At 65.0% G+C, this 20,941-nt stretch carries 17 protein-coding genes; 11 read left to right on the top strand and 6 right to left on the bottom strand.

Annotated features, from left to right (window positions below; genetic code table 11):
* Positions 1 to 42: 42 nt before the first annotated feature.
* Together glmS and V2L18_RS12460 are read left to right on the top strand one after the other, a co-directional pair.
* A complete protein-coding gene (gene glmS, locus V2L18_RS12465; protein WP_336178582.1) occupies positions 43 to 1,869 on the top strand; it encodes a glutamine--fructose-6-phosphate transaminase (isomerizing) in 1,827 nt (608 codons plus the stop codon).
* Between the two features lie 269 nt (positions 1,870 to 2,138).
* Positions 2,139 to 2,825, top strand: a complete 687-nt coding sequence (locus V2L18_RS12460; protein WP_336178581.1) for a DUF502 domain-containing protein — start codon at positions 2,139 to 2,141, stop codon at positions 2,823 to 2,825.
* Positions 2,826 to 2,910: 85 nt separating this feature from the next.
* Here V2L18_RS12460 and recG read toward each other — a convergent pair whose 3' ends face one another.
* Positions 2,911 to 5,010, bottom strand: coding sequence for an ATP-dependent DNA helicase RecG (recG, locus tag V2L18_RS12455; RefSeq protein ID WP_336178580.1), 2,100 nt, complete (start codon positions 5,008 to 5,010; stop codon positions 2,911 to 2,913).
* Positions 5,011 to 5,211: 201 nt separating this feature from the next.
* On the opposite strand from recG, the gene V2L18_RS12450 reads away from it, so the two are divergent.
* Complete coding sequence (locus V2L18_RS12450) at positions 5,212 to 5,505, top strand: succinate dehydrogenase assembly factor 2 (protein ID WP_336178579.1); 294 nt, start codon at positions 5,212 to 5,214, stop codon at positions 5,503 to 5,505.
* Positions 5,506 to 5,550: 45 nt separating this feature from the next.
* Entirely contained in the window at positions 5,551 to 9,072 is a 3,522-nt protein-coding gene (gene mfd / locus V2L18_RS12445; RefSeq protein WP_336178578.1) for a transcription-repair coupling factor, read from the top strand.
* A gap of 199 nt (positions 9,073 to 9,271) precedes the next feature.
* Here the strand turns inward: mfd and V2L18_RS12440 are convergent, their stop codons facing one another.
* Positions 9,272 to 11,149, bottom strand: coding sequence for an ABC-F family ATP-binding cassette domain-containing protein (locus V2L18_RS12440; protein WP_336178577.1), 1,878 nt, complete (start codon positions 11,147 to 11,149; stop codon positions 9,272 to 9,274).
* Positions 11,150 to 11,374: 225 nt separating this feature from the next.
* Between V2L18_RS12440 and V2L18_RS12435 the strand changes: the two genes are divergently transcribed.
* Entirely contained in the window at positions 11,375 to 12,199 is an 825-nt protein-coding gene (locus V2L18_RS12435) for a cyclase family protein (RefSeq protein ID WP_336178576.1), read from the top strand.
* Between the two features lie 28 nt (positions 12,200 to 12,227).
* On the opposite strand, the gene V2L18_RS12430 is transcribed toward V2L18_RS12435, so the two are convergent.
* Positions 12,228 to 12,521 carry a hypothetical protein gene (locus V2L18_RS12430; RefSeq protein ID WP_336178575.1) on the bottom strand — a complete coding sequence of 98 codons (294 nt, stop codon included), beginning with the start codon at positions 12,519 to 12,521 and terminating at the stop codon, positions 12,228 to 12,230.
* Positions 12,522 to 12,545: 24 nt separating this feature from the next.
* Positions 12,546 to 13,574 (bottom strand): GTP 3',8-cyclase MoaA, encoded by a 1,029-nt coding sequence (moaA, locus tag V2L18_RS12425; RefSeq protein WP_336178574.1) that lies wholly within the window; start codon positions 13,572 to 13,574, stop codon positions 12,546 to 12,548.
* A gap of 192 nt (positions 13,575 to 13,766) precedes the next feature.
* Between moaA and V2L18_RS12420 the strand changes: the two genes are divergently transcribed.
* A complete protein-coding gene (locus V2L18_RS12420; RefSeq protein ID WP_336178573.1) occupies positions 13,767 to 14,168 on the top strand; it encodes a DUF971 domain-containing protein in 402 nt (133 codons plus the stop codon).
* The gene (locus V2L18_RS12415; protein ID WP_336178572.1) at positions 14,165 to 14,794 is read left to right on the top strand and encodes a glutathione S-transferase; all 630 of its coding nucleotides are present in this window, start codon (positions 14,165 to 14,167) and stop codon (positions 14,792 to 14,794) included. Before V2L18_RS12420 ends, V2L18_RS12415 begins: the two co-directional genes overlap by 4 nt.
* 9 nt (positions 14,795 to 14,803) lie before the next feature.
* Here the strand turns inward: V2L18_RS12415 and V2L18_RS12410 are convergent, their stop codons facing one another.
* Positions 14,804 to 15,298: a DinB family protein gene (locus tag V2L18_RS12410; RefSeq protein WP_336178571.1), complete on the bottom strand. Its 495-nt coding sequence runs from the start codon at positions 15,296 to 15,298 to the stop codon at positions 14,804 to 14,806.
* Positions 15,299 to 15,399: 101 nt separating this feature from the next.
* Between V2L18_RS12410 and V2L18_RS12405 the strand changes: the two genes are divergently transcribed.
* Both V2L18_RS12405 and ndk read left to right on the top strand, forming a co-directional pair.
* Positions 15,400 to 16,092, top strand: a complete 693-nt coding sequence (locus V2L18_RS12405; protein ID WP_336178570.1) for a glutathione S-transferase family protein — start codon at positions 15,400 to 15,402, stop codon at positions 16,090 to 16,092.
* Positions 16,093 to 16,252: 160 nt separating this feature from the next.
* Positions 16,253 to 16,675, top strand: coding sequence for a nucleoside-diphosphate kinase (gene ndk, locus V2L18_RS12400; protein WP_336178569.1), 423 nt, complete (start codon positions 16,253 to 16,255; stop codon positions 16,673 to 16,675).
* Between the two features lie 43 nt (positions 16,676 to 16,718).
* Here ndk and V2L18_RS12395 read toward each other — a convergent pair whose 3' ends face one another.
* Positions 16,719 to 17,273: a DUF3291 domain-containing protein gene (locus V2L18_RS12395; protein ID WP_336178568.1), complete on the bottom strand. Its 555-nt coding sequence runs from the start codon at positions 17,271 to 17,273 to the stop codon at positions 16,719 to 16,721.
* A 188-nt stretch (positions 17,274 to 17,461) separates the two neighbouring features.
* On the opposite strand from V2L18_RS12395, the gene V2L18_RS12390 reads away from it, so the two are divergent.
* Complete coding sequence (locus V2L18_RS12390; RefSeq protein ID WP_336178567.1) at positions 17,462 to 19,549, top strand: molybdopterin oxidoreductase family protein; 2,088 nt, start codon at positions 17,462 to 17,464, stop codon at positions 19,547 to 19,549.
* A gap of 112 nt (positions 19,550 to 19,661) precedes the next feature.
* A complete protein-coding gene (locus tag V2L18_RS12385) occupies positions 19,662 to 20,909 on the top strand; it encodes a glycosyltransferase (protein ID WP_336178566.1) in 1,248 nt (415 codons plus the stop codon).
* Positions 20,910 to 20,941: the final 32 nt, after the last annotated feature.

The raw sequence follows: 20,941 nt of genomic DNA, 5'->3' as shown, positions 1-20,941 counted from the left end.
TACACGGATGGCCGGGTGGGCGCTGACGCGTGAGGATGGTCTATGTGCGGCATTATCGGAATTCTGGGCCGGGAGCCGGTGGCTCCGCTGCTGGTCGATGGACTGAAGCGGCTCGAATACCGCGGTTATGATTCTGCCGGCGTCGCCACGCTGGAAGACGGCGTGCTGACCCGTCGTCGCGCCGAAGGCAAGCTGCGCAATCTGGAAGGACGGCTGGAAGCCGAGCCGCTTTCCGGCCATTCCGGCATTGGCCACACCCGCTGGGCGACCCACGGTGCGCCGACGGAGGCCAACGCCCATCCCCATGTCGGTCCCGGTGTCGCCGTCGTCCACAATGGCATCATCGAGAATTTCCGCGAACTGCGCGCCGAGCTGACGGGCGAGGGCGCCGCATTCACGACCGACACGGACACCGAAGTCGTTTGTCAGATGATCGGCGCCTATCTCGAAAAGGGCGTTGCGCCCGTCGATGCGGTGGCCCAGACGCTCGGTCGGCTTGAGGGGGCATTCGCGCTCGCCATCCTGTTCGAGGGCGAGGACGACCTGATGATCGGCGCGCGTCGCGGCAGCCCGCTGGCGATCGGCTACGGCGAGGGCGAGATGTATCTCGGCTCCGACGCCATCGCGCTTGCGCCCTTCACAAGCCGCATCGCCTATCTCGACGATGGCGACTGGGTCGTGCTGACGCGGTCAGGTGCCACGATCCGCGATGAGGCCGGAATGGTGGCCGAACGCGCGATCCAGACGTCCTCCGCCTCCGCAGCAATGGTCGACAAAGGCAACTATCGCCACTTCATGGCGAAGGAAATCCACGAACAGCCGGACGTCGTGGCCCGCACATTCGCCCATTACCTCGATCTCAACGCCATGACGACGAAAGTGCCGGAGGGCCTGCCGTTCGATTTCGCCAAGCTCCAGCGCGTTGTGATCACGGCCTGCGGCACGGCGTTCTATGCCGGGCTCGTCGCCAAGTACTGGTTCGAGCGGCTCGCCCGCCTGCCGGTCGATATCGATGTGGCCTCCGAATTCCGTTATCGCGAGACGCCGCTCGATGCGGGTGGACTGGCGCTCTTCATCTCGCAGTCCGGCGAGACGGCCGATACGCTCGCTTCGCTGCGCTACTGCAAGGCGGAAAAGCAGCACATCGGCGCTGTGGTCAATGTGAAGGAATCCACGATCGCGCGCGAATCCGACGTGATATTCCCGACGATTGCCGGCCCCGAAATCGGTGTGGCCTCGACCAAGGCCTTCACCTGCCAGCTCTCGGTTCTCTCCAGCATGGCGGTCGCGGCCGGCCGCCAGCGCGGCATCCTGTCCGCGGAAGACGAAACCCGGCTCGTGCGCGCGCTCACCGAAACGCCGCGCTTCATGGTGGAAGCGCTGAAGCTGGAGCCGCAGATCGAACGGCTCGCGCGCACGCTCGCCAAGGCGAGCGACATCCTCTATCTCGGCCGCGGCTCGTCCTATCCGCTGGCGATGGAGGGCGCGCTGAAGCTCAAGGAGATCTCCTATATCCACGCCGAGGGCTATGCGGCGGGCGAGCTGAAGCACGGTCCGATCGCGCTGATCGACGAGACCATGCCCGTCATCGTCATCGCGCCACACGACAAGGTCTTCGAGAAGACCGTCTCCAACATGCAGGAGGTGGCGGCGCGCGGGGGCCGCATCATCCTGATCACGGACCAGAAGGGCGCGGCCGCGGCCGGCGTGGAGACCATGGAGACGCTGGTGATGCCGGATGTGCCGGCCACGATCGCGCCGATGGTCTATTCGATCCCCATCCAGCTTCTTGCCTATCACACCGCCGTTTTCATGGGCACCGATGTGGATCAGCCGCGCAATCTGGCGAAGTCGGTGACGGTGGAATAGCCACCCGGCGGATAGGTGACGGGGCGCGCGTGCGGTTGCGGCCTCCTTCTTTTGCAGCTTGTCGATGAAACGGGCCGGACGCTCAGAAGTTATTCTCCTGTATCGGTTCGTCGAAACCGCTATGATCACGTGAAATCGAACGTCGCTTGCCGCCATCCCGTTTCCTCCCCACGGGCTCGGCGGAGGCAAGCGCGGGACGACGGACATTCATCTCAGGCAATCCGGATCCGGACCCAGCGGGTGCGATCCAACCGAAGGCGACGCGCCCTATGACCAGGCTGCGCACTTACTTCCTTACCGGTCTCGTCATTGCGGGTCCGATCGGCATCACGCTCTATCTGAGCTGGTCGCTCATCCAGTGGATCGACGGCTGGGTGAAGCCGCTTCTGCCGGTGCACTACAACCCGGATACCTATCTGCCGTTCCCGGTGCCGGGCGTCGGGCTGATCGTCTCCGTCTGCGTGCTGATCATGGTGGGCTTTCTGACCGCCAACATCGCCGGCCGCTCGCTTATTTCGTTTGGCGAGCGGATTCTTGGCCGCATGCCGCTGGTGCGCAATCTCTACAGCGGCCTGAAGCAGATCTTCGAGACGGTGCTGTCGGAAAGCGGGTCGAGCTTCAAGCGCGCCGGAATCATCGAGTATCCGCGCAAGGGCCTTTGGGCGATCGTGTTCCTCGCGACCGACACGAAGGGCGAGGTGGCGGTGAGGCTCGATCACCATGACGAGATGATCTCGGTCTTCCTGCCCACGACACCCAATCCGACCTCCGGCTTCCTGCTCTTCGTGCCGCGGCGCGAAGTCATCCTGCTGGACATGACGGTGGAAGAAGCCGCCAAGCTCGTCATCTCCGCCGGCCTCGTCACGCCGCCCTATCCGCCGGAAAAGGACAAGGCCCTGCCGAAGGCCTCGAAAAAGGCGGCCGCGCCCAAGGAACCGGCCGACATCGAAGGGTAGGCTCGGGGCAGCCGTCCGGAAGGATGGGCCGCATATCCGTTCCCCCGATCCTCACTAGCACGCCGGCAGCTCGCGGCGCTTAAGCTCATCCCGCCCGCAGCAGCCGGATCGCCTCGTCGCGCCCGAAAATGTAGAGCAGCAGCCGCAGCGCCTGGCCGCGCGGGCCGGTCAGGTCCGGATCGTTCGCAAGGATCAGCCGCGCGTCAGCGCGCGCCGTCTCCATCAGGCCGCCATGCGCCTCGATCTGCGCGATCCGAAAGCCCGGCAGGCCGCTCTGGCGGGTGCCGAGGATCTCGCCTTCGCCGCGCAGGCGCAGGTCTTCCTCCGCGATCAGAAACCCGTCATTTGTCTCGCGCATGATGTTGAGCCGGGCCTTCGCCGTCTCGCCGAGCGGCCCCTTGTAGAGAAGCAGGCAGGTCGACTGCCTGTCGCCGCGCCCCACACGGCCGCGCAGCTGGTGGAGCTGGGCAAGGCCGAACCGCTCCGCATGCTCGATCACGATGATCGTTGCATCCGAGACGTCGACGCCGACCTCGATCACGGTGGTCGCTACCAGAATGCGCGCCCGTCCGTCCTTGAAGTCGGCCATCACCGCGTCCTTCTCCGCCGCACTCATACGCCCGTGCACGAGGCTCACTTCCTCGCCGAACACCTGGCGCAGTGTCGCGTAGCGCTCTTCGGCGGCGGTGACGTCGAGAACCTCCGATTCCTCAACGAGCGGACAGACCCAGTAAACCTTCTGCCCGTCCGCCAGCGCCCGTTTCAGCCCTTCCACCACGTCCGACAGCCGGTCGAGCGAGACCGAGCGCGTCTCGATCGGCTTGCGACCCGCGGGCTTGTCCGGAAGCTGGGAGACCTCCATATCGCCGAAATAGGTCAGGACAAGCGTGCGCGGGATCGGCGTCGCGGTCATCACCAGCACATCGACGCCGCGCCCCTTGCCTTGCAGCGCGAGGCGCTGGTGAACGCCGAAGCGGTGCTGCTCGTCAACAACGGCGAGCCCGAGATCCTTGAACTCGATGCCGGCCTGAAAGAGCGCGTGCGTGCCGACGAGAATGTCGATTTCTCCGGACGCGAGGCCCGAAAGGATTGCACGCCGTTCCGCCGGTTTGGCCTTGCCGGTGAGAAGTGCCGCCTTGATACCCGCCGCCTCGCACAAGGGTTCGATGGCGCGCAGGTGCTGGCGGGCGAGGAGTTCGGTCGGAGCCATCATGGTCGCCTGGCCGCCGGCCTCCACCACATCCGCCATCGCGATCAGCGCGACGACCGTCTTGCCCGCGCCCACGTCGCCCTGAACGAGCCGGAGCATGCGGGTCGGCGCGGCCAGATCGCCCTCAATGTCCGCGATCGCCTGCGTCTGGCCGGGGGTGAGCTCGAAGGGCAGGGCGGCGAGGATCTTCGCCTTGAGCTTTCCGGCCGAACTGCGTCCGACGCCTGCGGTCTTGCGCATGTGCGAACGCACCATGGCGAGCGCGAGCTGGCTTGCGAGATACTCGTCATAGGCAAGCCGCATCACGGTCGGGCCGGCCGGGTCGATGTCCGCCGGTTCTTCCGGCCGATGCACGGTCTTGAGCGCGGTGTCGAAATCCGGCCAGTGCTCGCGCGCGATATGCGCCTCGTCCAGCCATTCCGGCATTCGCGGCAGCATCTCGAGCGCCGCCGCGATCGCCTTTTGCAGCGTCTTGGGCGAAAGCCCCGCCGTCATGGGATAGACGGGCTCGATCAGCGGCATGTCGGCGAATGATTCCTCGTCCACCATGTGGTCGGGGTGGACCATCTGCGGCCGGCCGTTGAACCATTCGACCTTGCCGCTTACATAGCGCGTCTCGCCGACGGGAAGGGTCTTTTCCAGCCAGTCGCGCCGCGCATGGAAGAACACGAGCTGGATCTCGCCGGTATCGTCGTGGCCGAACACCTTGTAGGGCGCTCGCGAGGAGGCGGGCGCGGCCTGATGACGGTCGATCCGAACCTTCAGCGTGACGATGGCGCCTTCGGGGGAGTTGGCGATTCCCGGCTGGCGGCGCCGGTCGATGACCGAATGCGGCAGATGAAACAGCAAGTCGCCGATCCGCGTGTCGCGCTCGGAGACGCCCAGAAGCCCTTTCAGAAGCTTCTCCACCTTCGGTCCGACCCCGGGCAGATCGGTTGCGGCGGCGAAAAGGGGATCGAGCAGGGGCGGGCGCATGGCTTTCCGGTCGGGTCATACGGATCAATGTGTTCATTTGGCATGGCGGATAGTCGAAGGGCAATGCCGTGGAGACGCATTGTCATCGCGTACGCTGCGGACGCTGACAGCGCCCGTCCGGCTCGCTATACAGGCGGCCTGTCATGCCGCCACTCGCGCATGGCGCAGGCCTTCGGCCCGTTGAGAGGAAGAGGTAGTCCCATGTCCGGATTGAACCGGTCGAGCGACGGATTGGATCCGCGCCGCAAACGCATCCTGTTTCGCAGCTGGCATCGCGGCACGAAGGAGATGGACCTGCTGCTCGGCGGATTTGTCGAGGCGTGGATCGCCGATCTGGCCGACGCCGAACTGGACCGGCTGGAGCATCTGATGAACGCTGAGGATGCCGATCTTCTGGACTGGCTGACGGGCCGCAAGCCGGTGCCCGCCGAATACGACACGGACATCTTTCGCGCCGTCTCTGATTTTCACAGCCCCGACAAGGCTCCCAACTGACCCGACCGCACGAACCGATTTGACGACCAGGGAATTGAGATCGCGATGTTGAAGGCGCTGAAGCGGCTTTTCGCCACCCACGATGCGGTGACGCTGTCATCGACGCCGGATGGCGCGGAAGCCATGGTGCTGGCCGATCTGGCGCGCGAGCGCCGGTCTGGGCCCGGCGGCGATGGTATTCCCGCACTCGTCTATGTCGCACGTGACGGTCAGCGCATGCAGATGGCGGCCGACGGGCTCGCCTTCTTTGCGCCCGACGTGGAGGTCCTGCAGCTCCCCGCATGGGACTGTCTGCCCTACGACCGCGTCTCGCCCAATGCGGGTGTCGTCGCCCGCAGGCTCAATGTGCTGGCAAAGCTCGCCAGCGCGGGCAAGCACGACAAGCCGGTCATCCTGATGACGACCGTCAACGCTGCCATTCAGCGCGTGCCCTCGCGCGAGTGGATGGCGGCGCACGCCTGGGCCGCCGCGCCCGGCAACCGGCTCGACATGAGCCAGCTTGTCCAATCGCTGGAACTCAACGGCTACATGCGCACGCCCACCGTGCGCGATACGGGCGAATATGCCGTGCGCGGTGGCATTCTCGATCTGTTTGCGCCGGGCACGGACCTTCCCGTCCGCCTCGATTTCTTCGGCGACACGCTGGAATCCATCCGCACCTTCGATCCCGAGACCCAACGCACCGTCGCCCAGATGAAGCGGCTGGAAATGGTGCCGATGAGCGAGATCGTGCTTTCGGAGGAAACGATCTCGCGCTTCCGGCGCAATTACGTCGCCGAATTCGGCGCCGCGCCGCGCGACGACGCGCTCTATCAGTCCGTCTCCGAAGGCCGCCGCTACGCCGGTATGGAGCACTGGCTGCCGCTCTTCCACGAGACGACCGAGACGCTGTTCGATTATGTCGGCACGGCACCGGTCGTCTTCGATCCGCTTGTGGAGGACGCTGTCTCCGAACGCCTCGACCAGATTCGCGATCATTACGAGGCCCGCCGCAGCGCGATGGAGCGGGATGCGGGGTCCGGCGCCGTGCCCTACAAGCCTGTCGCCCCGCGCACGCTGTACCTCACCCAGAACGGCTGGAAGGAAGCCGTCTCAGCTCACACCACGGCGCGTTTCAACCCCTTCGCCGTGCCTGAGGGACAGGGCGAGACGGTCGATCTCGGCGGCCGGCAGGGCCGGACCTTTGCAGCGGAACGCGCGGCCGGCGACGTCAACGTCTTCGATGCGCTGATCCAGCATGTTTCCGCGCTGCGCAAGGACAGCAAGCGGGTGGTCATCGCCTGCTGGAGCGAAGGCTCGCGCGATCGTCTCGCCCAGGTGCTCGCCGATCACGGGCTGGAGCGTGCCACGACGATCGAGTCGCTTGGCGGCGTCACCGTGCTGCCGCAGGGCATGGTCGGCCTCGCCGTGCTGGGACTGGAAACCGGCTTCGAGATCGACAAGTTCGCCTTCATAGGCGAGCAGGACATCCTCGGCGACCGCCTCGTGCGCCAGCGCAAGCGCACGAAAAAGGCGTCGGACTTCCTGACCGAGCTCTCCAGCCTGTCGGAGGGCGATCTGGTCGTCCACGTCGATCACGGCATCGGCCGGTTCGTCGGCCTCAAGACCATTGATGCGGCCGGTGCTCCGCACGATTGTCTGGAACTTCAGTATCACGGCGGCGACAAGCTCTACCTGCCGGTCGAAAATCTCGAACTTCTGACCCGCTACGGCTCGGAAGACATGGATGCCCAGCTCGACCGGCTGGGCGGCGGTGCCTGGCAGGCGCGCAAGGCGCGCATGAAGCAGCGCATCCGGGAGATCGCCGATGGCCTGATCAAGACCGCCGCCGCCCGCGCGTTGCGCACAGCCCCTGCGATCGAGATCCCCGAAGGCCTCTACGACGAATTCGCCGCCCGTTTTCCCTATGAGGAGACCGAGGATCAGCTCAACTCCATCGAGGCGGTGTTCGAGGATCTGGGCTCCGGCAGGCCGATGGACCGGCTGGTGTGCGGTGATGTCGGCTTCGGCAAGACGGAAGTCGCGTTGAGGGCCGCCTTCCTCGTCGCCATGTCGGGCCGTCAGGTGGCGGTTGTCGTGCCCACGACGCTTCTCGCCCGCCAGCACTACAAGACCTTTGCCGAGCGCTTCCATGGCCTGCCGGTGCGCGTCGCCCAGGCCTCCCGCATGGTCGGCCCCAAGGCGCTTGCGCAGACCAAGAAGGAAGTTGCCGACGGCACGGTCGACATCGTCGTCGGCACCCACGCGCTTCTCGGCAAGGGCATCTCGTTCAAGGATCTGGGCCTGCTGATCATCGACGAGGAACAGCATTTCGGCGTCAAGCACAAGGAGCGACTGAAGGAGCTGAAATCCGACGTCCATGTGCTGACGCTGTCGGCGACCCCCATTCCGCGCACCATGCAGATGGCGTTGACGGGGGTGCGCGGCCTGTCGCTGATCGCCACGCCGCCGGTGGACCGGCTTGCCGTCAGAACGTTCGTCTCGCCCTTCGATCCGCTGATCGTGCGCGAGACGCTGCTGCGCGAGCACTATCGCGGCGGCCAGTCGTTCTATGTCGTGCCGCGTGTCTCGGATCTCGCCGAACGGCGTGAATTCCTTGCCGACACGGTGCCGGAAGTGAAGGTCGCCGTCGCCCACGGCCAGATGCCGCCGGGCGAGCTCGACGACATCATGAACGCCTTCTACGACGGCAAGTACGACGTCCTGCTGTCGACCACGATCGTGGAATCCGGTCTCGACATTCCGACCGCGAACACGCTGATCGTGCACCGTGCCGACATGTTCGGCCTCGCCCAACTCTACCAGATCCGCGGCCGCGTCGGCCGGTCGAAGACGCGCGCCTACGCGCTCTTCACTGTGCCTGCCAATAAGACGCTGACGGCCCAGGCCGAACGACGGCTGAAGGTTCTGCAATCGCTTGAATCGCTTGGTGCCGGTTTCCAGCTTGCCAGCCACGATCTCGATATTCGCGGCGCCGGAAATCTTCTGGGCGAGGAGCAGTCAGGCCACATCAAGGAAGTAGGCTTCGAGCTTTACCAGCAGATGCTGGAGGAGGCGGTCGCCCAGCTTCAGGACGGCGACGGCGTTCCCGGCGATGATCACTGGTCGCCGCAGATCAATGTCGGTACGCCGGTGCTGATCCCGGAAAGCTACGTCGGCGACCTTCAGCTCCGCCTGGATCTCTACCGCCGGCTTGCCGATCTTTCCGATCCGCAGGAAATCGATTCCTTCGGCGCGGAAATGATCGATCGCTTCGGCCCGCTGCCGGACGAAGTGGAGCACTTGCTGAAGATCGTTTTCATCAAGGGGCTTTGCCGTCAGGCCAACGTGGAAAAGATCGATGCGGGCCCGAAGGGCGTCGTCATCGGCTTCCGCAACAACGAGTTCGCGAACCCGGCCGGGCTCGTCGGTTACATCACGGAGCAGGGCGTGCTGGCCAAGATCCGTCCCGACCAGAAGATCGTTCTGGTGCGCGACTGGGCCGATGCGCAGGAGCGTTTGAAGGGTGTCGCGGTCGTGCTGACGAAGCTGGTGCGACTGGCCGAAGCGGGGCAGGCGGCCGCCTGAGCGGGGAGAGAACCGTGGGGACGGCCCGTAGCGTCTCGCTCCCGGCATCGGCGTGCGCCTGGCTTCCGTCGGGGCCTCTCATTCGTCATTGCCCGGCGAAGTCCGGGCAATCCATTGCCGGCAGCGGCGTATGGGCGAGCGCTGGATCACCCGGACTTCGCCGGGTGATGACGGTGGAGAGATCGGGTTATTGCCCTTTTCACGCCGAAGCCGCCTCGTATTCGCCCGACAGCGCCAGCCACGCTTCCTCGGCCTTCTCCAAAGCCTTTTCCGTGTCCGACCGCTTCTTGGCAAGCTGGGTCGCCTTGGAAGGATCCTTCACATAGAGATCGGGATCCGCCAACAGGCCGTCGACGCGTTTCAGATCGCCCTGAAGCTTCTCCATCTGGCGTTCGGCTTCGCGGATCCTCTTGCGCAAGGGGGCGAGCTGGGCGCGCTTTTCGGCCGATTCCCGGCGCCGGTCCTGCGCCGAAACCTGCTTTTCAGCCTCCTTGGCGGCGGCGCGGTCCTCCTTGCCGGTCTGCAGAATGAGCCGGCGGTAGTCCTCCATGTCGCCGTCATAGGGCGACACCGTACCGTCTGCGACGAGCCACAGCCGGTCGGCGCAAGCCTCCACCAGATGCCGGTCGTGCGAGATCAGCACCACCGCGCCGGCGAACTCGTTAAGCGCCAGAACCAGCGCCTCGCGGCTGTCGATGTCGAGGTGGTTGGTCGGTTCGTCAAGGATCAGCAGGTTCGGCCCGTGGAAGGTCGCAAGTCCTAGCAAAAGCCGCGCCTTCTCACCGCCGGAGAGATCCTTGGCCGGCGTGTCCATGCGGTCGGTCGGCAGGCCGAAGCGCGCGACGCGGGCGCGAACCTTCGCTTCCGGCTCGCCCACCATCAGCGCCCGCACATGCGCGACCGCCGAATTTGCCGGCACCAGTTCATCAAGCTGGTGCTGGGCGAAATAGGCGACGTCGATCCTGTTGGCGCGCACCACGTGGCCCGAAAGCGGCTTCAGCCGGTCGGCGATGAGCTTGGCGAAGGTCGACTTGCCGTTGCCGTTGGCGCCCAGAAGCGCGATGCGGTCGTCCGGATCGAGCCGCAGGTTCAGATTGCGCAGCACCGCCTTGCCGTCATAGCCGACTGAGCCGCCTTCAATGGAGAGCAGCGGCGGTGCGGCCTGGCTCCTCGGATCGGGGAAGGAGAGCGGAAGGCTCGTGTCCTCCACGATGGCCGTGATCGGCTGCATGCGTTCCAGCATCTTCAGACGCGACTGCGCCTGGCGCGCCTTGGTCGCCTTGGCACGGAAGCGGTCGACGAAGGCCTGCATGTGCTTGCGCTGGGCTTCCTGCTTCTCGCGCTGCTTTTCCTGCAGCAGGATCTGTTCGCGCCTTTGCCGCTCGAAACTGTCGTAGCCGCCGCGATAGCTGGTGAGTTTTTTTGCCTCCAGATGCACGATTGTATCGACAGCCTTGTTCAGCAGATCTCGGTCATGCGAGATCAGCAGAACGGTGTGCGGATAGCGCGAGACATAGTTTTCCAGCCAAAGCGTGCCTTCTAGATCGAGATAGTTCGTCGGCTCGTCGAGGAGCAGCAGATCGGGCTCCGAAAACAGCACCGCTGCCAGCGCCACGCGCATCCGCCAGCCGCCGGAAAAGGCCGAGCAGGGCCGTTGCTGAGCCTCCGCGCTGAAGCCGAGGCCATAGAGGATCGCACCGGCGCGCGCTTCGGCCGAATGGGCATCGATATCGGCAAGTCGGGTGTGGATCTCCGCGATGCGGTGCGGATCGGTGGCGGTCTCGGCTTCGGCCAGCAGGGCCGCCCGTTCGGTGTCGCCGGCGAGTACCACATCCATCAGGCTCGTCTCCGAGCCCGGTGCCTCCTGTGCGACCTGCCCGATGCGGGCCTGCCGGCGAATGGTGATCGAGCCGGATTCGGGCGCGAGATCGCCGGTGATCAGCTTGAACAGCGTGGTCTTGCCCGAGCCGTTGCGCCCCACGAGCCCGACCTTCGCCCCGTCGGGGATGACGGCGGTGGCGTGATCGAGCAGCGTGCGCCCGGCGATGCGATAGGTGAGATCGTTGACATGCAGCATGGTGGGGGAACGTTTGGCGAAGGACGGCGCCGGATGCAAGGGGGAAGGTTGACCGGAGCGGATCGAATTCGCCTGCGCGTCGGGAAAGGATGGTCCGAGCCGGGCGAAATGCGTGGCGTGGGTCCGGAGGTCCCTCAAGTCTATTCCGTTACGGAAATATCCCATATTCTGATGCGATGACAGGCGGGCCGGCAAAGGCACGCCGCATCAAAAGGGGGTATTTCCATGTGCGTTCCAGGATGTATGGAGACGGTCGCCCGACGTTTGTCCCGGCGTGGCTTTTTCAAGGGGGCAGGGGCGGCAGCCGTCGGACTTGCGAGCTTCCAGGCTTTCGCTCCGCCGAGACCTGCGCAGGCGGAGCCGATGCGTTTCTCCGGGGTGGTGGACCTGACACATCCGATCGTGGAGGATTTTCCAACATTCTTCGGAACCAATCAGCTCGAGATCGAAAAGATGTACGGTTTCGAGAAGGACGGCTTCAACGTCAACAGATGGCACCTCGTGGAGCACACCGGCACGCATATGGATGCGCCGCTGCATTTCTCCAGGGACGGCAATTCCGCGGCGGATGTTCCGACCGATCAACTCGTGGTTCCGCTCGCTGTCATCGACGTGAAGACGCAGGCGGCGGAAAACCCGGATTATCAGGTCACCCCGGCCGATCTGGAGGCGTGGGAAGCGGCCAACGGGAAGCTGCCACAGGGCGGATGCATCGCGATGAATTCCGGCTGGGGCCAGTACGCGACCTCCGACAAGTTCCGCAATGCCGACGCTGACGGAAAGATGCACTTTCCCGGTTTTGGTATCGAGGCGACGAAGATGGCGATGGAGCGCGGTCTCGTCGGGCTCGCCGTAGACACGCTGTCACTCGATTACGGTCTGTCGACGGATTTCGCCACGCATTACGCCTGGCTGCCGTCGGGCCGGTGGGGCATGGAAGCGGTCGCCAATCTCGATGACGTTCCCGCCGCCGGTGCGACGCTCGTTGTCGGTGCGCCGAAGATCGTCGGCGCATCCGGCGGCCCGAGCCGGCTTTTCGCGCTGGTGTGAGGGCAGGGCGCCTGCGCGAGCCGGATTTTCACTGCGCCGGATATTGCGCGGCGCAGAAGGCCTCCGCCCGAGCGCGAAACTGGTTGTATTGGCGCGCGTCGATCACGCCGTCCTGCTTCATCCGATCGACGGCGCCGCCCCGTTCGGCAAGACAGGCGGCCAGGTCCGGGTTGCCGGCCGTAGCCGTCGTGCCGACGGGGGCCGACACAAACGCATCCCGGTTGATCCAGGCGAGGGCGGTAGCCGCCAGGGCTGCCACTATCAGTGCCAGAAGCCGCGCCGCCGGTCGGTCGAGAAAGGAGCGCTCTGCCGCCGATGCCATCGCTTGAACCTCCCCGATGCGAGCCTACCCGCCGGTTACGCTCATGTGGCGCGAGACGGCGGGCGCCTTGCGGTCCCGGTCGATGATGAAGTCGTGGCCCTTGGGCTTGCGCCCGATTGCCTCGTCGATCGCCCGGTTGAGGATCTCATCGCCCTCAGATGCCCTGAGCGCTGCACGCAGGTCGGCGTTGTCGTCCTGTCCTAGGCACATGTAGAGCTGACCCGTGCAGGTGATCCGCACCCGGTTGCAGCTTTCGCAGAAATTGTGGGTCATCGGCGTGATGAAGCCGAGCCGGCCGCCGGTTTCCTCCACCATCACGTAGCGCGCCGGTCCGCCGGTCTTGTAGGGGATGTCGGTCAGCGTGTAGTGATCCATCAGCGCGGCACGGACCTGCGAGAGCGGCAGGTACTGGTCGGTCCGGTCGCCCTCGATGTCGCCAAGCGGCATCGTCTCGATGAGCGTCAGGTCATGCCCTTCGCCATGCGCCCATTCGATCATCGTCGGGATTTCGTCCTCGTTGACGCCCTTGAGCGCCACGGCATTGATCTTGACCTCTAGCCCGGCGCGCTTTGCCGCCTCAAGACCGGCCATGACCTTCGATAGATCGCCCCAGCGCGTGATCGTCTTGAACTTGTCGGGATCGAGCGTGTCGATGGAGACGTTGATGCGACGCACGCCCACGTCAAAAAGCTCGTCGGCGAAGCGGTGGAGCTGCGAACCGTTCGTCGTCACGGTGATCTCGTCGAGTGCACCGGACTGCAAGTGGCGCGACAGCGAGCGGAACAGGCTCATGATGTTCTTGCGCACCAGCGGTTCGCCGCCGGTCAGCCGAAGCTTGCGCACGCCCTTGGCAACGAAGGCGGAGCACAGGCGGTCGAGTTCTTCCAGGCTCAGGACGTCTTTCTTCGGCAAGAACGTCATGTCCTCCGCCATGCAGTAGACACAGCGGAAATCGCAGCGGTCGGTCACCGAAACGCGCAGGTATGTGACGTCTCGGCCGAAGGGATCCGTCAGCACGGGGCGCCGTGCATCCTGGGCCGTCGCATCGTCCATGGGTCCTGATCCTTGGGGGAATTGTTATTTGCGGTCGCGCCCCCGGCCCCCTCTTGCCGGCGCGTTCCGCATCGGGAACGTGCGCGCACCTGTCATCTCCTCAAAGGTAGACGATGGAGACTAAACGTCAATGCGAGGGGATGCGGAGGCCGGCGACATATCCGGGCTCTTGCCAGCAGCCCGCGCTGGCCTATGGTCCCGGGTGTAAGGCAAGCAGCAGGAGACACGATCTTGAACGCCAAAGCCTGGCCCAGCGAATTGCGGGTCTCCAAGGACCGGAAGACACTGACGGTGAGTTTCACCTCCGGCGAGCGGTTCGAGCTTGCCGCGGAATACCTGCGCGTTCTCTCGCCGTCGGCCGAAGTGCAGGGCCACTCGCCCGACCAGAAAAAGACCATGCACGGCAAGCGTCGCGTGGAGATCATGCAGATTGTGCCGATGGGAAACTACGCGGTGAAGATCGTGTTCGACGACATGCACGACACCGGCATCTATTCCTGGGACTACCTGATGAAGCTCGGACGCGAGCGAGAGAACCTGTGGGCTGACTATCTCTCCGAACTTGAGGCGAAAGGGCTCACACGCGAGAAATGAGCGCGATGGAGCTCTGGTATTCGACGACCTCGCCCTTCGCCCGCAAGGTGCGGGTCGCGGCGGAGGAACTGGGCCTTTCCAGCCGCATTCGTCTGCACGAAACAAACCCGTGGCGGGACGATGGCGGTCTGCGTGCGGTCAATCCCTTGTGCAAGGTGCCGACACTCGTCGCTGACGACGGGGTTGACGACAGGCTTGTGCTCTACGAGTCGGGCGTGATCTGCGACTATCTCGACGCGCTGGGGAGCGAACGTCGGCTTTTTCCCGAAAGCGGGCATGCCCGCTGGCGTGCGCTTGTGCTTCAGGGATTGTGCGATGGCGCGCTGACGGCGGCCGGCCGGCTCTTCGCCGAGGAGCAGAAACGCAATGAGGAGCGCAGCGTTGCGATGATCGCGCGCTTCACGGCGGCAATCGATGCCGCGCTCGATGATCTGGAAACGCGCGACCTTGCCTTTGCCGAGCCGACGATCGGCGACATCTGCGTAGCCGTTTTTTGCGGCTATCTCGATTTCCGCTGGCCCCAACGCGACTGGCGGACACGCCGGCCGCGCCTCGCCGGCTGGTTCGAAGTCTACGACATGGGCGTTTCCATGCAGAAGACGCGGCACCGCCCCATGCGGGGGTAGGGCAGCGGTTCAGTTCATGCCCATGCCGCTGTCGCGCTGAAAGAGAAGCAGGTCGAAGCTCGGGGCGTCGCCGGTGATTTGGGTCAGCAGGCAGTGGGCCTGTCCGCGGTGGTGCGTCTGGTGGTTGAAGAAATGCATCAGCGCCGGTGCCAGCGGCTGGGTGACCGCCTCTCCCGGGCCTGACATCTTGCGGTAGCTGATCGGCGCCGCGAGAGCTTCCTTGGTCAGGCCATCGACATAGGCGATGATCCGCTGATCCTCCGCCTGTCTGGCGCGGGCAAGATCGCCAAGGGTGTTAAAGAGGATCTCGTCGAGCGACCGCGGCAGCGGTCCTTCACCGGTAAAACGTCGCATCCACACCCTGTCTGCCACAAGCAGGTGGTTCAGCGTTCCGTTGAGCGAACCGAAGAAAGCGCCGCGGTTCTCACGGTGCTGCTCGTCCGTCAGCACCGCCGCCGCCCGGTAGAGGCGCGCATTGGCCCATTGATTGTAACCGGCCATCATTGCAAACATCGCTTTCATCGGGTTCGCTGCCTTTTGGTTATGTTCCTGGATTTTCCCGTCGAGGGTGTTACCGGGTCCCGGATTTTTGCAAGGAAAACCTCATGCCGGTCATTCTCTATGATCTCTGCGGCGCCGAAGAGTTCCAGCGGTTTTCCCCCTATTGCTGGCGGGTGAAGATGGCGCTTGCCCACAAGGGGCTCAGCTGGGAGGAACGCCCCACCCCGTTCACGAAGGTCCGCGAGGTCGCCGGTGGCATCTCCGCAACTGTCCCCGTGATCGAGGACGAGGAGCGCACCATTTCCGACAGCTGGGACATCGTCAGCTATCTGGAGGAAACATATCCCGACCGGCCGACGCTTTTCGGCGGGGAGGCGGGGCGCGCGCTGTCGCGGTTCGTGGAAAGCTGGGTGAACACCAGCGTCAACACCAAGCTGGTGCATCTGGTGGTCAAGGACATCCACGACATTTTGTCTCCGCCGGATCAGGCCTATTTCCGCGAGACCCGCGAAAAACGGCTCGGCCACACGCTGGAGGAGCTTCACGAGACCCGGCACGAGCGGCTGGAGGCGTTCCGCCTGTCGCTCCAGCCGATGCGCCAGATGCTGAAGTCGCAGCCCTTCATCGGCGGTGCCGGTCCGCTTTATGCCGACTACATTCTCTTCGGCACGCTGCAATGGCCGCGCGTGGCGAGCAATTTCCAGCTTCTGGAGGCCGGCGACGCGGTCACCGACTGGTTCGAACGCTGTCTCGATCTGCATAACCACCTTGGCCGCAGCCAGCCGGCCGCCGCCTGAGGATTTGAAGGGCCTATCGCGTCCCGTCCGCACGGCTGTCGCAAGGCTTTCACTTGCGGCTCCGTCTGGCCCCCTGTATACGGACCGCGACAGTTTCGGCGCCCCTTAGAACCGGGCGCCGCTTTCGCATCCAAACACCGAAAATCACGGGGAAACGAATATGGCCATCGAACGTACCTTCTCGATGATCAAGCCGGACGCCACCAAGCGCAACGTCACCGGCAAGATCATCGACCGTCTGGAAAGCGCCGGTCTGCGCGTCGTCGCGCAGAAGCGCGTGTGGATGTCGCTGCGCGAGGCGGAAGGCTTCTACGCCGAGCACAAGGCCCGTCCGTTCTTCGGCGAACTGACCGAGTTCATGTCGTCGGGCCCGACCATCGTGCAGGTGCTGGAAGGTGAGAACGCGGTTGCCAAGAACCGCGAGATCATGGGCGCCACCAACCCGGCCGACGCCGCCGAAGGCACCATCCGCAAGGACTTCGCGCTCTCCATCGGCGAGAATTCGGTCCACGGCTCCGATGCTCTGGAGACCGCAAAGCGCGAGATCGCCTACTGGTTCTCCGAGACCGAGATCGTCGGCTGAGGCTGGCGGATCCTGCGATCTGGAACTTCGGGAAAGCCGGCCATCAGGCCGGCTTTTCTGTTTTTCGGACAGCCCTTTGCCGGATCAGGTCCCGGACCCGGTCCTGATCCACACTTTGCGGGGCTCCTACCGCGTCGAAGAATGCCTTGAACGTGAAGGCGTGCGGTGTCGGCCCGTGATCGGCCAGATGTTCGTGCCGCACCACCGCCTCTGCCCAATCGGGCGTGTGATCGTCCGCCACCCACCAAAGCACCAGCGGCGGCCAGCCCGGCTTGTCGAACCAGTCGCGCGCATGGCGCATCGCCTCGTTGTGGATGTCGGAATAGGTGAAGGCCATCACGCTCTCCGCATCGCGCCACAACGACAGGGTCGCGGGCGCCCAGTCGTCGCCATTGTCGCGATGGAAGCGCGGATAGACTTGCTCGCCCCAGCATTCCGGGCCCGGTTCGTCGGCATAACCCGACCGTGCGATGAAGCCCTCGGCCGTGTCTGCCGCCGCAAGGATCGGGTCGTTGCGCTCGTGAAAGCCGTCGTTGGCCGGATCTTCAGCCGGCATCCGGAACTGGCCGAACGTGAAGAGCGCAAGGCGTGCGGGCATGAATGCAGTTTCCTCTGGAACCGGTCGGTTAGGGGTGAGGGGAGAGGGCTTGGCAGAATTACCCAAGCAAAGCCCAGAGCGGCCGGTCGCGCAAGATTATTTCGCCTTGGCGGCGACGTTGCCCCGAACTCCGCCTTGACTTGCGCCTCACGCCCGCGAACATGGGCTCCCCAAGGAGAGCCCCAGCCATGAACAAGCCTGTCGAGATCCTCACCCGTGCATCCGCATGCCCGCACGACTGTCCGTCGACCTGCGCGCTGGAGGTCGAGGTGTTGGGGCCGGATCGCATCGGGCGCATTCGCGGGGCGTCAGACAACGACTACACGGACGGCGTGATCTGCGCCAAGGTCGCACGCTATGCAGAGCGCGTGCACCATCCCGATCGCCTCTTGAAACCATTGCGGCGCACCGGCGCAAAGGGCCAGGGCGAGTTCGCGGAAATCTCCTGGGACGACGCGCTCGACGAGGTGGCCGAGGCCTTCGTGAAGGCGGAGCAGCGGCTCGGCGCCCAGACGGTCTGGCCCTATCACTATGCCGGCACGATGGGGCAGGTGCAGCGCGACAGCATCCACCGCCTGCGCCATGTGAAGGGTTATTCGCGCCAGTTCGACACCATTTGCACCAACGCCGCCTGGACCGGTTACATCGCCGGTACCGGGCACCTGCGCGGCTCCGATCCGCGTGATATCGAAAAGTCGGATTGCATTGTCATCTGGGGCACCAACGCGGTGGCGACGCAGGTCAACGTGATGACCCACGCGGTGAAGGCGCGCAAGGAACGCGGGGCGAAGATCGTCGCTGTCGACGTTTATCGCAATGAAACGGTTCGTCAGGCCGATCTCGGTCTCGTGCTGCGCCCCGGCACGGATGCCGCGCTCGCCTGCGCGGTCATGCACGTCGCCTTCCGCGACGGTCATGCGGATCGCGCCTACATGGAAAAATACACCGATTGCCCGGCCGACCTTGAGGCGCATCTGGCGTCGCGGACACCGCAATGGGCCGCCGAAATCACCGGCCTCGGCGTGGAGGAAATCGAAGCCTTCGCCCGGCTGGTTGGCGAGACGAAGCGCACCTATTTCCGCATCGGTTACGGTTTTGCGCGCAGCCGCAACGGCACCGTGTCCATGCACGCCGTCACCTCCATTCCGGCCGTGACGGGCGCGTGGCAATATGAGGGCGGCGGTGCGCTGCTGTCCAACAGCGGCATCTACACGTTCGACAAGACCATGATCGAGGGCCGCGACGTGGTGGATCCGGCAACGCGCCGGCTCGACCAGTCCCGCATCGGTGCGGTGCTGACGGGCGAGAAGGATGCGCTTCTCGGCGGGCCGGAGGTCACGGCCATGATCATCCAGAACACCAACCCGATGTCGGTCTGCCCGGAACAGGACAAGGTGCGCGCCGGGTTCGCGCGCGAGGATCTCTTCACCTGCGTCCATGAGCAATTCATGACCGAAACGGCGGCGATGGCGGACATCGTGCTGCCGGCGACGACATTTCTGGAGCATGACGACGTCTACAAGGGCGGCGGGCACCAGTACATCGTGCTCGGTCCCAAGTTGATCGATGCGCCGGGCGAGGCGCGCGAGAACCTTTTCGTTCTCAACGAACTGATGAAGAGGCTCGGCGTCGATCATCCCGGCAACCACATGAGCGCGCGCGAGCACATCGACTGGATGCTGAAGTCCTCCGGCTTCGGCGATCTGGAGACGCTGGAACGCGACCGCTGGATCGATATCCAGCCGGCTTTCGAGACCGCGCATTTTCTCTCCGGCTTCGCCCACGCCGACGGCAAATATCACTTCAGGCCCGACTGGACGGCGACGCCGGCCGACAATGACGGTGCCATGGGGCCCTGGTCGGCCATGCCGGAACTTCCCGATTACTGGGCCGTGGTCGAGACGCCGAATGACGAACATCCGTTCCGCCTCGTGACCGCACCGGCACGGTCCTTCCTCAATTCCAGCTTCAACGAGACGCCGGGATCGCGAAAGAAGGAAGGCCGGCCGGAGGTGATGCTCCATCCGGAAGACGCGTCGAAACTCGGCATCGAGGCGGGGGCGCTTGTCGCCATGGGCAATGCGCGCGGAGAGATCCGCCTGCATGTGCGCCTGTTCGACGGCGTGACGCGCGGCACGGTAATCTCGGAAGGCATCTGGCCGAACGGTGCCTTCGTTGACGGCAGGGGCATCAACACGCTCACCGGCGCCGATCCGGTCGCCCCCTACGGCGGTGCCGCGTTCCACGACAATCGGGTATGGCTGCGGCGGGGCTGACGATCGGTCGGCGTCGGGGGCTGGCACTGGCCGACCGAACGTGTTTCGGTATGCTGCGGGCTGGTGACAACGGATCAGCACAAGAGGCCATCCGCTTTTGCGCATTCTTCTCATGAGTCTTGGAACGCGCGGCGACGTGCAGCCATTCGTGGCGCTGGGCGCGGCCCTGAAGCGCCGTGGCGCGCAGGTGACCGTTTCCACCGGTGCCGGCTTCGAGGCGATGATCGAGAGTGCCGGACTGACCGCCGCGCCCTTTTTCATCGACTACCAGAGCCTGCTGCAGCAGCCCGATATGCAGGCAGCCATGCACTCGCTGTCGGGAAAGCTCCGCGTGCTGCGTCAATCCCGCGACTGGCTGCGCAAGGAGCTGGAGGAGCAATGGGATCTGGCCAAGGCGATCCGGCCGGATCTCATCGTCTACAATCCGAAGGCGCCGATGGCGCCGCACGTTGCGCACGAGTTGCGGGCCGTGGCGGTGCCGGCGGTACTGCAGCCGGTGCTGGCGCCCACCGGCGAATTTCCGTTCATGATGATGTCATCACGGAGCCTGAGCCGGGTTGGGAACAGGCTGTCGCATCGCCTGGCAACCGGTCTGGCCCATCTGCTGAACGGGCGCAATTTCAAGGCGCTGGCGGCAAGTCGGACGGATGTGAAGCTGTCGGCCGGCCTTGATGAACTGATCGGCTACGCGCCCGGCGGGCGGGCCGTGCCGCGCCTTCACGCCTACAGCCGCCATCTGGTGCCCCGGCCTGACGACTGGCCTGAGGGCGAGACGATCACCGGCTACTGGTTCCGCGACAATGGCGAGCCGGACTGGACGCCGCCGGCCGATCTTGCGCGCTTCCTCCAGTCGGGGCCGCCACCGGTCTATGTCGGTTTCGGGTCGATGCCATCGATCGATGCGCGCAAGACGGCGCGTGATGCTGTCGAAGGGCTGCGGCGCGCCGGCCGGCGCGGGGTGCTGGCTACGGGCTGGGGCGGTCTGGACGCCGAAGTCGCCGGCGACGACATTCACGTGATCTCCGGTGCGCCGCATGCCTGGCTTTTCCCGCGATGTGCGGCGATTGTCCATCATGGCGGAACGGGCACCACCCACCAGGCCTTGCGCTGGGGGCGCGCGTCCGTCGTTTGTCCGATTTTCGGTGATCAGCCGTTCTGGGCGCGCCGGGTGGCGGAGGCGGGTGGAGGCTCCGCGCCCCTGCCGATGAAACGGTTCACAGCCGAACGCTTGGCGCAGAGGCTGGAGGTCGCCCTGTCGGATGCCGTTTGTGCGCGTGCGGAGGAACTTGGCCGCCTGATCCGCGCGGAAGCCGGTGCCGAACGCGCCGCCGACGTGCTGGAAGGGGTCATAAAGGGGTAGCGGAGCGGAAGCGAGGCGCGACAGGCCTGGCA

This window comes from Breoghania sp. JC706 (assembly GCF_037026715.1).
GTDB lineage: Bacteria > Pseudomonadota > Alphaproteobacteria > Rhizobiales > Stappiaceae > Breoghania.
This window is presented reverse-complemented; position numbering and strand designations above follow the sequence as displayed.